Origin of the sequence: Peteryoungia rhizophila (assembly GCF_004912145.1) — a bacterium.
In the GTDB taxonomy this organism is placed as follows: domain Bacteria; phylum Pseudomonadota; class Alphaproteobacteria; order Rhizobiales; family Rhizobiaceae; genus Allorhizobium; species Allorhizobium rhizophilum.
In genome coordinates this window covers 948,144-962,451 of sequence record NZ_STGT01000001.1, presented here as the reverse complement: position 1 = coordinate 962,451, position 14,308 = coordinate 948,144, and the positions used below count along the sequence as shown (strand labels likewise).

The 14,308-nt window shown below is 62.9% G+C and carries 11 protein-coding genes; 9 read left to right on the top strand and 2 right to left on the bottom strand.

Annotation, left to right across the window (positions count from 1 at the left end):
- Positions 1 to 12: 12 nt before the first annotated feature.
- On the bottom strand, positions 13 to 2,298 hold the full coding sequence (locus E9677_RS04485) for an NADP-dependent malic enzyme (RefSeq protein WP_136556856.1): 2,286 nt from the start codon (positions 2,296 to 2,298) through the stop codon (positions 13 to 15).
- 198 nt (positions 2,299 to 2,496) lie between these two features.
- Here E9677_RS04485 and mutS point away from each other — a divergent pair, with 198 nt between their 5' ends.
- The 3 genes from mutS to murJ all read left to right on the top strand — a co-directional run bounded on the left by mutS (position 2,497) and on the right by murJ (position 9,678).
- Positions 2,497 to 5,148, top strand: a complete 2,652-nt coding sequence (gene mutS, locus E9677_RS04480) for a DNA mismatch repair protein MutS (protein WP_235882869.1) — start codon at positions 2,497 to 2,499, stop codon at positions 5,146 to 5,148.
- A gap of 90 nt (positions 5,149 to 5,238) precedes the next feature.
- The gene (locus E9677_RS04475) at positions 5,239 to 8,064 is read left to right on the top strand and encodes a [protein-PII] uridylyltransferase (protein WP_136556854.1); all 2,826 of its coding nucleotides are present in this window, start codon (positions 5,239 to 5,241) and stop codon (positions 8,062 to 8,064) included.
- 3 nt (positions 8,065 to 8,067) lie between these two features.
- Positions 8,068 to 9,678, top strand: coding sequence for a murein biosynthesis integral membrane protein MurJ (gene murJ / locus E9677_RS04470; RefSeq protein WP_136556853.1), 1,611 nt, complete (start codon positions 8,068 to 8,070; stop codon positions 9,676 to 9,678).
- On the opposite strand, the gene E9677_RS04465 is transcribed toward murJ, so the two are convergent.
- Positions 9,669 to 10,088 carry a YcbK family protein gene (locus tag E9677_RS04465; RefSeq protein ID WP_136556852.1) on the bottom strand — a complete coding sequence of 140 codons (420 nt, stop codon included), beginning with the start codon at positions 10,086 to 10,088 and terminating at the stop codon, positions 9,669 to 9,671. The two genes, murJ and E9677_RS04465, sit on opposite strands and share 10 nt — an antisense overlap.
- Positions 10,089 to 10,339: 251 nt before the next feature.
- Between E9677_RS04465 and E9677_RS04460 the strand changes: the two genes are divergently transcribed.
- The 6 genes from E9677_RS04460 (at position 10,340) to E9677_RS04435 (ending at position 14,301) form a co-directional block, all read left to right on the top strand.
- The gene (locus tag E9677_RS04460; protein WP_136556851.1) at positions 10,340 to 10,750 is read left to right on the top strand and encodes a VOC family protein; all 411 of its coding nucleotides are present in this window, start codon (positions 10,340 to 10,342) and stop codon (positions 10,748 to 10,750) included.
- 88 nt (positions 10,751 to 10,838) lie between these two features.
- Positions 10,839 to 11,903: a tryptophan--tRNA ligase gene (trpS, locus tag E9677_RS04455; RefSeq protein ID WP_136556850.1), complete on the top strand. Its 1,065-nt coding sequence runs from the start codon at positions 10,839 to 10,841 to the stop codon at positions 11,901 to 11,903.
- 73 nt (positions 11,904 to 11,976) lie between these two features.
- Positions 11,977 to 12,468: a universal stress protein gene (locus E9677_RS04450; protein ID WP_136556849.1), complete on the top strand. Its 492-nt coding sequence runs from the start codon at positions 11,977 to 11,979 to the stop codon at positions 12,466 to 12,468.
- Between the two features lie 101 nt (positions 12,469 to 12,569).
- A complete protein-coding gene (locus E9677_RS04445; protein ID WP_136556848.1) occupies positions 12,570 to 13,133 on the top strand; it encodes a NifU family protein in 564 nt (187 codons plus the stop codon).
- Positions 13,134 to 13,154: 21 nt separating this feature from the next.
- Positions 13,155 to 13,802, top strand: a complete 648-nt coding sequence (gene tsaB, locus E9677_RS04440) for a tRNA (adenosine(37)-N6)-threonylcarbamoyltransferase complex dimerization subunit type 1 TsaB (protein ID WP_136556847.1) — start codon at positions 13,155 to 13,157, stop codon at positions 13,800 to 13,802.
- A gap of 1 nt (position 13,803) precedes the next feature.
- Positions 13,804 to 14,301 (top strand): GNAT family N-acetyltransferase, encoded by a 498-nt coding sequence (locus E9677_RS04435; RefSeq protein ID WP_136556846.1) that lies wholly within the window; start codon positions 13,804 to 13,806, stop codon positions 14,299 to 14,301.
- Positions 14,302 to 14,308: the final 7 nt, after the last annotated feature.

The window sequence follows — 14,308 nt, the reverse complement described above, 5'->3', positions numbered from 1 at the left end:
CGCAAAGCTTGATCAGCCAGCTGCGTTGTAGGCCGCGATTGCCGCCATATTGACGATGTCGCTGTCCTTGGCGCCCATCTGAGCGATCTGCACGGATTTCTCCAGCCCGATCAGTAACGGCCCCATCACGGTGAGCCCGCCCAGTTCCTGCAGCATCTTGGTCGAGATCGCCGCCGAGTGGATCGCCGGCATGACCAGAACATTCGCCGTGTTGGACAATCGGCAGAACGGATACTGCTCCATCCGGTGATGGTTGAGGGCGATATCCGCTCCCATCTCGCCGTCATATTCGAAGGATACGCCGCGCCGGTCGAGGATCTTCACGGCCTCGCGAACCCGCTCCGAGCGTTCGCCGGTCGGATGGCCGAAGGTCGAGTAGGCGAGCAGCGCCACGCGTGGCTCAAGCCCCAGCCGAAGCGCAACGCCGGCTGCCTCTTCGGCGATATCGGCGAGCTCCTCGGCCGTCGGCATGTCATGCACGGCGGTATCCGCGACCACGATCGTGCGACCGCGGGCCAGCGCCAGCGACACCCCGATCACCCGGTGGCCGGGTGCCGTGTCGATGCAGCGGCGGACGTCTTCGAGTGCCGTCGAATAATTGCGCGTCGTGCCCGTCACCATGGCGTCGGCATCACCCAGCGCGACCATGCAGGCGGCAAAATGGTTGCGGTCGGTGTTGATCAGCCGCTGCGCATCGCGATGCAGGTAACCTTTGCGTTGCAGGCGGGAGTAGAGATATTCGGTATAGGCCTCGACCCGGGTCGAGAGCCGCGCATTGACCACCTCGATACCGGGACGGTCAAGATCGATCCCCGCCCGTTCCGCAGTCGCCTTCAGCGGCTCATCGCGCCCGAGCAGGATCGCGGTGCCAAGACCCTGATTGACGAAGGCGATCGCCGCCCGCATCACCTGTTCCTCCTCACCCTCGGCAAAGACGACGCGTTTGGGGTGGCTGCGCACATGTTCGTAGATCCGCTGCGTCGCGGCCGCGATCGGGTCGCGCCGGGCGGAAAGCTCATGCGCATAGGCACCGAGATCCTCGATCGCCTTGCGCGCCACGCCGCTTTCCATCGCGGCTCGGGCGACGGCCACCGGAATGGCCGAGATCAGCCGCGGATCGAAGGGCACGGGGATGATGTATTGCGGCCCGAAGCGGGGACGCTCGCCCTGATAGGCTGCCGCCACATCGTCCGGCACGTCCTCGCGGGCGAGATCGGCCAGCGCCCGAACGGCCGCGATCTTCATCGCATCATTGATCTGGCTCGCCCGCACATCGAGCGCACCGCGAAAAATATAGGGAAAGCCGAGAACATTGTTCACCTGGTTCGGATAGTCCGAACGCCCGGTCGCCATGATCGCATCGTCGCGGATCGCAGCCACTTCCTCCGGCGTGATTTCCGGGTCCGGATTGGCCATGGCGAAAATGATCGGGTTCGGCGCCATCGAAGCAACCATCTCGGAAGACAGCGCACCCTTCTGCGACAGCCCGAACACCACATCGGCACCCACCATGGCTTCCGTCAGCGTGCGCCGGTCGGTCTTGACCGCATGGGCAGACTTCCACTGGTTCATGCCCTCGGTGCGGCCCTGATAGATCACGCCCTTGGTGTCGCAGAGAATGATGTTCTCGCCATTGAAGCCCATCGCCTTGATCAGCTCGATGCAGGCAATCGCTGCCGCACCCGCGCCATTGCACACAAGCTTGGTCGTCTTGAAGTCACGGCCGGTCAGCTCCAGCGCGTTGATCAAGCCTGCCGCCGCGATGATCGCCGTGCCATGCTGGTCGTCGTGGAAAACCGGGATATCCATCAGCTCGCGCAAGCGGCTTTCAATGATGAAGCAGTCCGGCGCCTTGATGTCTTCGAGATTGATGCCGCCGAAGGAGGGGCCGAGATAACGCACGCAATTGATGAACTCGTCGACATTCTCCGTGTCGACTTCCAGGTCGATGGAATCCACGTCGGCAAAGCGCTTGAACAACACCGACTTGCCTTCCATGACGGGCTTGGAGGCGAGAGCCCCGAGATTGCCCAAGCCCAGGATGGCCGTGCCGTTCGAGATGACGGCGACCATGTTGCCGCGGGTCGTATAGTCATACGCGGTGGCAGGATCGGCAGCGATCGCCTTGACCGGAACGGCAACGCCGGGGGAATAGGCGAGCGACAAGTCGCGCTGCGTCGCCATCGGCTTGGTCGGGGTAATCTCTAGCTTGCCGGGGCGCCCCTGGGAGTGAAAGTCGAGCGCTTCCTGTTCCGTCACCGAGACTTTCGTCCGGCCGGTCGTCTTCTCGTTTGCCATGCTTCCCCTCACCTTGTTGTGGGCAGCGGGCGATCGCCGGCCCATCCTGGTTGTTTTTCCTCGCCTTAAGTCGTTAGTGTTGCACGACTTCCTTTTCAAGAAAACATTGAGCCCGTGACGCTATATCAAGCCACCCAAAGTGATGTCCTGAACGTCGCCGAGCTGACCTCGGAGGAGAGCCGCGCGACGGCCACTCCGATGATGGAGCAATTCATCGAGATCAAGGCTGCCAATCCGGGCAGCCTGCTCTTTTATCGCATGGGCGATTTCTATGAGCTCTTCTTCGAGGATGCGGTCGATGCATCGCGCGCGCTCGGCATCACGCTGACAAGGCGGGGTCAGCATCTCGGCCAGGACATCCCCATGTGCGGCGTGCCCGTCCATGCAGCAGACGATTACCTGCAGAAGCTGATCTCGCTCGGCTTCCGCGTCGCCGTCTGCGAGCAGATCGAAGATCCGGCCGAAGCCAAGAAGCGCGGCTCGAAATCCGTCGTCAAACGCGACGTAGTGCGCCTGGTGACGCCAGGCACGATCACCGAGGACAAGCTCCTCTCGCCCTTCGAATCCAACTACCTGATGGCCCTCGCCCGCATCCGTGGTGGTTCCGCCCCGCAGCTGGCACTCGCCTGGATCGATATCTCCACCGGCATCTTCCGCCTCGCCGAAACCACCGAGACCCGGCTTCTCGCCGATATCCTGCGCATCGAGCCGCGTGAACTGATCGTGCCGGATACGCTGTTCCACGATGAAGAGCTGAAGCCCGCCTTCGATGTGCTTGGCCGCGTCGTCGTGCCCCAGCCGGGCATCCTCTTCGACAGCGCCAGCGCCGAAGGCCGCATCGCCCGCTATTTCGGCGTCGGAACGCTGGATGGCTTCGGCGCATTCTCGCGCGCCGAGATTGCTGCCGCTGCCGCGGCCGTCGCCTATGTCGAAAAAACCCAGATCTCCGAGCGCCCGCCGCTCGGCTTGCCCGAGCGGCAGAATGCGGCCTCCACCCTCTTCATCGATCCCGCCACCCGCGCCAACTTGGAGCTGGTCAAGACGCTGTCCGGCGACCGCAACGGCTCGCTGCTGAAGGCCATCGACCGCACAGTCACCGGCGGCGGCGCCCGACTGCTGGCCGAGCGCCTGATGTCGCCGCTGACCGATCCGAAGGCGATTGCCGATCGCCAGGACTCGATCGCCCATCTGCTGGCCGACGGCCTGCTCGTCGACCGCCTGCGTGACGCCCTGAAGCGCGTGCCCGATATGCCCCGCGCGCTCTCCCGTCTGGCACTCGATCGCGGCGGCCCGCGTGACCTCGGCGCCATCGTCGCCGGTCTTGCCGCCGCCGCCGAGGTCGGTCGCCTTCTCGATCCATCCAGCCTGCCGACGGAACTGTCCGAGGCCCTTGCCGACCTCGCAGCCTTGCCCGCAGATCTTGGCTCCAGCCTGGCCACCATGCTTGGCGACGAACTGCCGCTTCTGAAGCGCGATGGCGGTTTCCTGCGTGACGGCGCGATATCGGAACTCGATGAACTCAGGGCGCTGCGCGACCAGTCCCGCCGCGTCATCGCCGGCCTGCAGCTGCAATATGCCGAGGAAACCGGCATCAAGTCGCTGAAGATCAAGCACAACAATGTGCTCGGCTATTTCATCGAGGTCACCGCCGGAAATGCCGGGCCAATGACCGAGGGCGACGAGGCGAAAGCCCGCTTCATCCATCGCCAGACCATGGCCAACGCCATGCGCTTCACCACCACCGAACTCGCCGATCTCGAAAGCCGCATTGCCAACGCCGCCGGCCAGGCGCTGTCGCTGGAGCTCGCAGCCTTCGATAAGATGGTGAGCCAGGTCGTCGCAGCCGCAGAACCCATCAAGGCGGCTGCCCGCGCGCTCGCCGTCATCGACGTCGCATCAGGCCTTGCCGCCTTGGCCGAAGAGCAGGGTTATTGCCGTCCGCTGGTCGATGATTCCAGGATGTTCACTATTACCGCCGGCCGCCATCCGGTGGTCGAGCAGGCGCTGCGCCGCCAGGCAGCCAGCCCCTTCATCGCCAATGATTGCGATCTCTCGCCCAATGATACCAAAGGCCCCGGCGCCATCTGGCTGCTGACCGGCCCCAACATGGGCGGTAAATCGACCTTCCTGCGCCAGAACGCGCTGATCGCCATCCTCGCCCAGATGGGTTCCTTCGTGCCCGCCGGTGCCGCCCATATCGGGATCGTCGATCGCCTGTTCTCCCGCGTCGGCGCCTCCGATGATCTGGCGCGCGGCCGCTCCACCTTCATGGTGGAGATGGTCGAGACGGCCGCCATCCTCAACCAGGCGACCGACCGCTCGCTGGTAATTTTGGATGAAATCGGCCGTGGCACGGCAACCTTCGATGGCCTCTCCATCGCCTGGGCCGCCGTCGAGCATCTGCACGAAGCAAACCGCTGCCGCTCGCTCTTTGCCACCCATTTCCATGAGCTGACGGCGCTGTCGGAAAAGCTCGCTCGCATGTCGAACGTCACGATGCGCGTCAAGGAATGGGACGGCGACGTCATCTTCCTGCATGAGGTCGGTCCCGGTTCCGCCGATCGCTCCTATGGCATCCAGGTCGCCCGTCTCGCCGGTCTGCCGGCAGCCGTCGTCGCCCGTGCCCGTGAGGTCCTGACTCGTCTGGAAGACAGCGACCGCAAGAACCCGGCGGCACTATTGATCGATGACCTGCCGCTTTTCCAGGTCGCCGTGCGCCGCGAGGAGATCCAGAAATCCGGCCCGTCTAAGTTCGAGGAGGCGCTGCGCTCACTCGATCTTGACGACCTTACGCCTCGCCAGGCGCTCGACGCGCTCTATGATCTCAAGAAACAACTTGGCAAGCCTTGACCGGTAGAGTGCCTGTCAATCGCGCCCGAAAAGGGCTATAGCGCCACCAATCCCGGCTGATTCCCGGGTCCAAGAGATGATGCCGCCCCCATGGCCAAAGCAGACCTCGCCTTCGACGATCTCCTCGATATCGACGCGCTTCGTGCGTCCTGCAAGACGGTCGCGAAGGCCGGCTGCGGCAATATGCTGGAGACCCGCTCTAAGCTCCTGCCAATCCTGAAAAAGGCATCGGCCGATGCCCGCGAACAGGCGCGGCTGAAGCTATTCGAAGATGGCAGCGGCATGAACTGCGCCAACCGCATCTCCTGGAACCAGGACCAGCTGATTTCGGTCATCTTCGATTTCGCTCGCATCCACGTTTACCCGAAGGATGCCGATGGCGTTTCGGTTGCAGCCGTCGGCGGTTATGGGCGCGGCACGCTCGCACCAGGCTCGGATATCGACCTTCTCTTCCTGCTGCCGGCCAAGGCCGGCCCCGCCATGCACAAGGCGGTCGAGTTCGTGCTCTATCTCCTCTGGGATGTCGGCTTTAAGGTCGGCCATGCCACCCGCACGGTTGAAGAATGCATCCGCCTGTCGAAGGCCGACATGACGATCCGGACTGCGATCCTCGAGACACGCCACATCTGCGGCGACGAAGCCCTCGTCACCGAGCTCCAGCAGCGCTTCGACCAGGAAGTCACGACCGGCACAGCACCCGAATTCATCGCCGCCAAGCTGGCCGAACGCGACGAACGGCACCGCAAGGCCGGTGACAGCCGCTATCTCGTCGAACCCAACGTCAAGGAAGGCAAGGGCGGTCTGCGCGACCTGCAGACCCTCTTCTGGATCGCCAAATACAATTACCACGTCCGCGACACCGGCGAATTGGTGCGTCTCGGCGTGCTCTCCCGACACGAGTGGCGCCTTTTCCAGAAGGCTGACGATTTCCTCTGGGCGGTCCGCTGCCACATGCATTACTTGACCGGAAAGCCGGAAGAGCGGCTCTATTTCGATATCCAGCCGGAGATCGCGAAAAGCCTCGGTTACCAGCCGCGCCCGGGCCTTTCCGCCGTCGAACGCTTCATGAAACACTATTTCCTGGTGGCCAAGGACGTCGGTGACCTGACCCGCATCTTCTCGGCTGCTCTGGAAGACCAGCAGGCCAAGGCCGCCCCCGGCATCGGCGGCATGATCGGCCGCTTTGCCAACCGCCCGCGCAAGATCGCCGGCGCCAGCGAATTCATCGATGATCGAGGCCGTATTGCGCTTGCCGATCCCGGCGTCTTCAAGAATGACCCGATGTCGATCATGCGGCTCTTCCACGTGGCGGATCTGAACGGGCTCGAATTCCATCCCGACGCGTTGAAGGCCGTCACCCGGTCGCTGTCGCTGATCGACCATGAATTCCGCGAAAGCACGGAGGCGAACCGCCTCTTCCTGTCGATCCTCACCTCCCGCAGAGATCCGGGCTTCATCCTGCGCCGCATGAACGAGGCCGGCGTGCTCGGCCGCTTCATGCCGGAATTCGGCAAGATCGTCTCGATGATGCAGTTCAACATGTATCATCACTATACCGTCGACGAGCACCTGATCCGCACCGTCGAGGTCCTCTCCGAGATCGACAATGGCAAGGCGGAGGAAATCCACCCGCTCGCCAACAAGATCATGCCGGAGATCGAGGATCGGCAGGCGCTCTATGTCGCGATCCTTCTGCACGACATCGCCAAGGGCCGCCAGGAGGATCACTCCGTCGCCGGCGCCAAGGTCGCCCGCAAGCTCTGCCCGCGTCTCGGCCTTTCGCCCAAGCAGACCGAATTGGTCGCCTGGCTGATCGACCAGCATCTCCTCATGTCCATGGTCGCCCAGACCCGCGACCTGCATGACCGCAAGACCATCACCGATTTCGCCGAAAAGGTGCAGTCGCTCGACCGCCTGAAAATGCTGTTGGTGCTGACGATCTGCGATATCCGCGCGGTCGGCCCGGGTGTCTGGAACGGCTGGAAGGGCCAGCTCCTGCGCACGCTCTATTATGAGACGGAGCTTCTGCTCTCCGGCGGCTTCTCCCAGGTCTCCCGCAAGGAGCGCGCAAAACATGCTGCCGAGCAGCTGTCGAAAGCGCTTGAGGGCTGGAGCCAGAAGGACCAGCGCACCTATACCAAGCTGCATTACGAGCCCTACCTGCTCTCCGTCGATCTCGAAGATCAGGTACGCCACGCCCATTTCATCCGCCAGACGGACAAGTCCGGCCAGGCGCTCGCCACCATGGTCCGCACCCACCAGTTCCACGCGATCACCGAGATCACCGTACTCTCGCCCGACCATCCGCGCCTGCTGTCGATCATCGCTGGCGCCTGCGCCGCCGCCGGTGCCAACATCGCCGACGCGCAGATCTTCACGACCTCGGATGGCCGCGCGCTGGATACGATCCTGATCAATCGCGAATTCCCGATCGACGAGGACGAAACCCGCCGCGCCGCCACGATCGGCAAGATGATCGAAGACGTGCTCTCGGGCCGCAAGCGCCTGCCCGAAGTCATCGCCACGCGCTCCAAGGGCAAGAAGAAGAACAAGACCTTCCCGGTCCAGCCGGACGTACGCATCTCCAATGCACTGTCCAACAAGTTCACCGTCATCGAGGTCGAATGCCTCGACCGCATCGGCCTTCTCGCCGAAATCACCGCGGTCCTGTCAGACCTCTCGCTCGACATCCACTCGGCCCGCATCACCACCTTCGGCGAAAAGGTCATCGACACATTCTATGTGACCGATCTCGTCGGCCAGAAGGTGACCAACGAGAACCGCCAGGCCAATATCGGTAACCGGCTGAAATCCGTCATGGTCGATCAGCCGGATGAACTCCGGGACAACATGCCCTCCGGCATCATCGCGCAGCCCCAGCGGACGGCGCCGGTGCCGAAAAAGGCGCGGGCCTGAGGAATGAGCCTCGTCAAGAAATTCATGACGGTCGGTGGGGCGACGCTCGGTAGCCGCATCTTCGGCTTCGCGCGCGAAACCCTGATGGCCGCGGCATTGGGCACCGGCCCCGTCGCCGACGTCTTCTATGCCGCCTTCCGTTTTCCCAACCTATTCCGCCGCCTGTTTGCCGAAGGGGCTTTCAACGCTGCTTTCGTGCCGCTCTTCGCCAAGGAAATCGAGGCGAACGGCATCGATGGCGCCAAGCGCTTTTCCGAGGAAGTCTTTGGCGTCCTTTTCTCGGTCCTGCTGATCCTCACTATCGGCATGCAGCTTTCCATGCCGCTGCTCGTCCAGTGGATCATCGCGCCCGGCTTTGCGGATGACCAGGAAAAGTTCGACCTGACGGTGCGCCTGGCCATCGTCATGTTCCCTTATCTCATGTGCATGTCGCTGACGGCCATGCTGAGCGGCATGCTGAATTCGCTGCATCACTTCTTCGCAGCGGCCATTGCGCCCGTCTTCCTCAATATCTTGATGATCGGCGCCCTCGGCTGGGCGCTCTGGACGGGTGCCGATCCGGCAGCCACGGCCTGGGCACTGTCCTGGTCCGTGCTGGGGGCTGGCCTGCTACAGATGGCCGTGGTTTATCTCGGCGTGCGCCACGCCGGCATCCGGATCGGCTTCAAGCGCCCGCGGATCACCCCCAATGTGAAGCGCCTCCTGGTGCTGGCAGTCCCTGCCGCGATCACCGGCGGCATCACCCAGATCAACCAGCTCATCGGCCAGGCCATCGCCTCCACCAAGGAGGGCGCGATCTCCGCCCTGCAATATGCCGATCGCATCTACCAGCTGCCGCTCGGCGTGGTCGGCGTGGCGGTGGCCGTCGTGCTGTTGCCGGAACTCGCCCGCGCCCTCAAGGGCGGACACATGAAGGAGGCGGAAACCCTCCAGAACCGCTCGATCGAATTCGTCCTCTTTCTGACGCTCCCGGCCGCCGCCGCCATCTGGGTCCTCTCCGACGAGATCATCCGCGTTCTCTACGAGCGCGGCGCATTTTCCGAACAGAATACGGCCGTCGTCGCCTCGATCCTTGCCATCTATGGCATCGGTCTGCCCGGTTTCGTGCTGATCAAGGCGCTCCAGCCGGGTTATTACGCCCGCGAAGACACCAAGACCCCGATGCGCTTCACCATGGTGTCAGTGGCGCTGAACACGGGTCTTGCTCTAACGCTTTTCCCGATCTTCGAGGAAAGCGGCATCGCGATCGCCGAAGCCGCGGCCGGCTGGACCAATACCATCCTCTTGTTCTCGGCCCTGCTCTGGCGCGGCCATCTCGTGTTCGAATGGTCGCTGGTCACTCGCACAGTGCGTCTGATGTTTGCTTCAGGCGTGATGGCGGGCCTTCTCGTCTACCTGTCCGATCGCTGGTCGTCCTGGCTGGCGCCGGCAAGCCCGCTTCTCGATCAGGTTCTGGCGCTTGGTGCACTCGTGGTCGTCGCCATGCCCGTCTATTTCGGCATCGCCTTCCTCATCGGCGGAGCCGATATCGGCATGATCCGCCGCAGTCTCAAGCGCAGGAAGAAGACAGCTGACGAGGCCGAAACGACCCCGTCCGATCCGGATCAGCAATAGGTCCAGGTCCGCTTCGGTCCGATATCGACATGCACGATGCCGTTGCAATAGCGGCCGATGCCGCCGATGCCTGGAGCTGTGCGGGCCGCCGCCACGATCTTCTTCTCGGATACGCCGGGCACCCGGATGTCTGCTGCAAAACAGTGGCTGTGCTGGGAGCGGCCCGAGCGCGGGCGGTGACCCGAGGTCACGACCGGCTTCTTGCCGGTCTTTTTGGCGATATGGGCAAGTATGCCCTTCAGTTCGTCGGGAAAACAGTTGGCTTTGACGCTGACACGCTGCAACGTGTAGGCAACCGCCGTGTCATGCTTCATGAAAAAATGGCGCTTCTTCTTCTCTACGGCCTCCGCAGGGGAGAGGAGGCCGAACGAAAGAACGCAGCCGAGCGCGACGCGAAACAATGTGCGCATGAGTGACCTTCTGGAATGAGATTGTTGTTTTCAGCGATCCAGATCGCTTCTGGAGGGTTTTTATTCCCCCAAATGTGGCAAATTTGGTTCGCTTTGCTCGGCGCGGCGTTTTCGCCTGTTTTTTGGGCGGTCTGGTAGCCCGTTTGCGCCTTGCGAAACCATTCCCTAACCCCCTCGAATCTGGGAGGAAAATTTCCTATGCGTGACATGCTGAAGCCGCACGTCACAATCCGAACCGAAGGACGCGTCCGATGACCATGAACAGCCTCTTTCTCGTCAGTCTGGTGGTCGATAGCTACGACCGCGCGAAGGCCTTCTATTGCGAAGGTCTCGGCTTCGATTGCATGGAGGACACGGCGATGCCGGACGGCAAGCGCTGGCTGGTCGTCCGTCCCAGAGGTGACGACGGTGCCGCCCTTCTGCTGGCCGAGGCGACAGATGATGCCCAGCGCGCCGCAATCGGCAATCAGACTGGCGGCCGTGTCGGCTTCTTTCTCCGAACGGATGATTTCGCCCGCGACCACGCGCGTTTCCTCGATGCGGGTGTGGTCTTCCGGGAAGAGCCGCGTCATGAGCCCTATGGCACAGTTGCCGTCTTTACCGATCTCTATGGAAATCTCTGGGATCTGATCGAGCGGGCGAAGCCTCAGACGCAAAAGTGAGCGCTTGATTGCGCCCCGCCCGCCGTGCATAAGCCCTGACCGACACGATCAGAAGATCGGGCCCTCCACCAGCCTGTTGAGGATTAGAATGACTGAGTTCAAGCCGCTGGTATTCTCCGGTGTTCAGCCGACCGGCAATCTCCATCTCGGAAACTATCTCGGTGCGATCCGCAAGTTCGTAGCGCTGCAGGAAAACAACGACTGCATCTACTGCGTCGTCGACATGCACGCCCTGACGGCCCAGCTTGTCCACGAGGACATGCCGACCCAGATTCGCTCGATCACCGCCGCCTTCCTGGCCGCTGGCATCGACCCGAAGAAGCACATCGTCTTCAACCAGTCCCAGGTGCCGCAGCATGCGGAGCTCGCCTGGATCTTCAACTGCGTGGCCCGCATCGGCTGGATGAACCGCATGACGCAGTTCAAGGACAAGGCCGGCAAGGATCGCGAGCAGGCCTCGCTCGGTCTCTACGCCTATCCGAGCCTGATGGCCGCCGACATTCTCGTCTACCGCGCCACCCATGTCCCCGTCGGCGATGACCAGAAGCAGCATCTGGAACTCGCCCGCGACATCGCCATGAAGTTCAACCTGGACTTCCACGACAAAATCGTCCCCACCGGCCTCGGCATCGACATCAAGGTCGGCGAAGAGCCGGTGCATGCCTATTTCCCGATGGTCGAGCCCTTGATCGACGGCCCGGCGCCGCGCGTCATGAGCCTTAAGGACGGCACCAAGAAGATGTCGAAGTCGGATCCGTCCGATCTCTCGCGTATCAACCTGATGGACGACCAGGAGGCTATCTCCAAGAAGATCCGCAAGGCCAAGACCGATCCGGATGCATTGCCGAGCGAGACGGAAGGCCTGAAGGGCAGGCCGGAAGCCGACAATCTCGTCGGCATCTTCGCAGCCCTTGCCGACAAGTCGAAGACCGACGTGCTTTCCGAATTCGGCGGCCAGCAGTTCTCGGTCTTCAAGCCGGCGCTGATCGATCTTGCCGTCGAGGTTCTGGCCCCGATCAATGCCGAGATGCGTCGCCTCATGGAAGACCCCGGTCACATCGATGCGGTCCTGCGCGACGGCGGCGAGCGCGCCCGTTCCCGTGCCGAAAAGACCATGAACGAAGTCCGCGACATCATCGGTTTCGTGCGATAAGGTCGCGGGCGCTGGCGGGTCCGCCCGGAGCCCGCCCGCGCCACATGTCATCGGTCCGGGGGCGGGGTTATCAATGGTTTCAACACGTCTGTCGCGTCTTGAAGGTCACCGCCGCAAGTTCATGGCGGTGATCGACAACACCCCGGAATGCTCGCGCGCGGTCCATTATGCCGGCCGCCGTGCAAAGAATTCCAATGGCGGACTGGTGTTCATCTATGTGATCCCGGACGGCGATTTCCAGCAGTGGCTGGGTGTCGAGGAAATCATGCGGGCGGAAGCCCGTGAAGAGGCTGAGGCCATCATGGCCAAGGCAGCCCAGACGGTGCGTGATACGATCGGCATCGAGCCAGAGCTGGTCATCCGCGAGGGAAGCGCCTATCCGGAAATCAACGGCCTGATCGAGGAAGACCGCGACATCGCGATCCTGGTTCTGGCCGCGGGCTCGACCAAGGAAGGTCCTGGTCCGCTGGTCTCGATGATCGCCGGCCGCGGTGCTGCCTTCCCGATCCCGGTCACGGTCCTGCCGGATTCGCTGACGGATGAGGAAATCGACGCGCTCTGCTGATGTCGACTTCCTGATGATCATGTCTTGAAGATGCGGCCCACAAGGTCTATTTTGGAAGTATTCTAATCTTTAGCGGTGCCATTACCGCCCCGGAGACCACCATGTTCATCCAGACCGAAGCCACGCCGAACCCGGCGACCCTGAAATTCCTGCCGGGCAAGGTTGTCATGCAGACCGGCACGGCGGAATTCCGCGACGCCGACAGTGCGGCGGCTTCGCCGCTCGCCTCGCGCATCTTCACGATCCCGGGCGTCACGGGCGTCTTTTTCGGCTATGATTTCGTCACCGTCTCCAAGGACGGCCCCGAATGGCAGCACCTGAAGCCGGCCATTCTCGGCACGATCATGGAGCATTTCATGAGCGGCGCTCCTGTCATGGGCACGGCCTCGACCTCCGCCCAGACCGACAGCGACGAGGAATTCTTTGAGGCTGGCGACGAGACGATTGTTGCGACGATCAAGGAACTGCTGGAAACGCGTGTGCGCCCGGCCGTTGCCCAGGACGGCGGCGACATCACCTTCCGCGGTTTCAAAGATGGCAAGGTCTTCCTCAACATGAAGGGCTCCTGCGCCGGTTGCCCGTCCTCGACGGCGACCCTGAAGCACGGCGTGCAGAACCTGCTGCGCCACTTCGTGCCCGAGGTGCAGGAAGTCGAAGCGGTCTGATCGGACCGGACTGGAGACGAGATGATCGTTCTTGCGATCGACACGGCGGGTGTGGACTGCGCAGCCGCCGTTTTTGATTCAACGGCGGGCGAGTTGCTCGGCAGCGTCAGCGAAACCATTGGTCGCGGTCACGCAGAGCGACTGATGGCGATGATCGACGAGGCTCTGGACGAGGCCAAACTCACGCTCACTGATATCGATCGAATTGGCGTCACTGTTGGTCCTGGCTCCTTCACCGGCATTCGCGTAGGCGTGGCCGCCGCCCGAGGCCTCTCCTTGGCCCTCGACCGGGAATGTGTCGGCATATCGACGCTTGCCGTACTGGCCGAGGCGGCGGGCAGTGCCGTCAGGCCGGTTCTTGCAGCAATCAATGCCCATCGTGACGAGGTCTATGCGCAGAGTTTCGAAAACGGCGAGCCGCGGGGAGAGCCACAGCTGCTGCAACTCGACGATTATCTCGCCCGCGCGGCCGTGCCCGGCATCGTGCTGATCGGTTCGGCATCGGCCCTGGTCGAAGACCGGGGGGCGCAAACCAGCCCCGATCACTTCCCCATCGACATCGTCGCCCGGCTCGCCGCAATGGCGAAAGCTCAGAGCAAGCCGAAGCCGCTCTATCTGCGCGGACCGGATGCGAAACCGCAGACCGGGTTTGCCGTACCGAGAGCCTGACATGCGCGACAGCCTGTTCTACCGCCAGCCGGAATTCGAAATCGTCCCCATGACAACCGAGCACTGTCGCGCGGTGGCGGGTCTGCATGCCCAACGCTTTCCCCGGGCCTGGGGTGACGGCGAATTCGTCAGCCTTCTGCTCCAGCCCAACACTTTCGGCTTCGCCGCCTGGCAGACCAACACCCTGATCTTCAAGGCCCCCCTGTCGGGCTTCGTGTTGGCGCGAGAGGTGGCCGGCGAGGCCGAGATCCTGACGATCGCCGTCAGCGACAAGGTCGCCCGTTTCGGTCTCGGCTGGCGGCTCATGCAGGCGGCCCTTCGCGAGGCGAAGGCGAGGGGCGGTGAGTCCATGTTTCTCGAGGTCGATGACGGCAATCAGGCGGCCCTCGGCCTGTACCGCAAGCTCGGCTTCGAGAAGGCCGGCGAACGCCCGGCATACTATGCCGACGAAAACGGTCGTAGGTCCTCCGCGCTTGTCATGCGCCGTGATCTTCGCTAACCGGTCG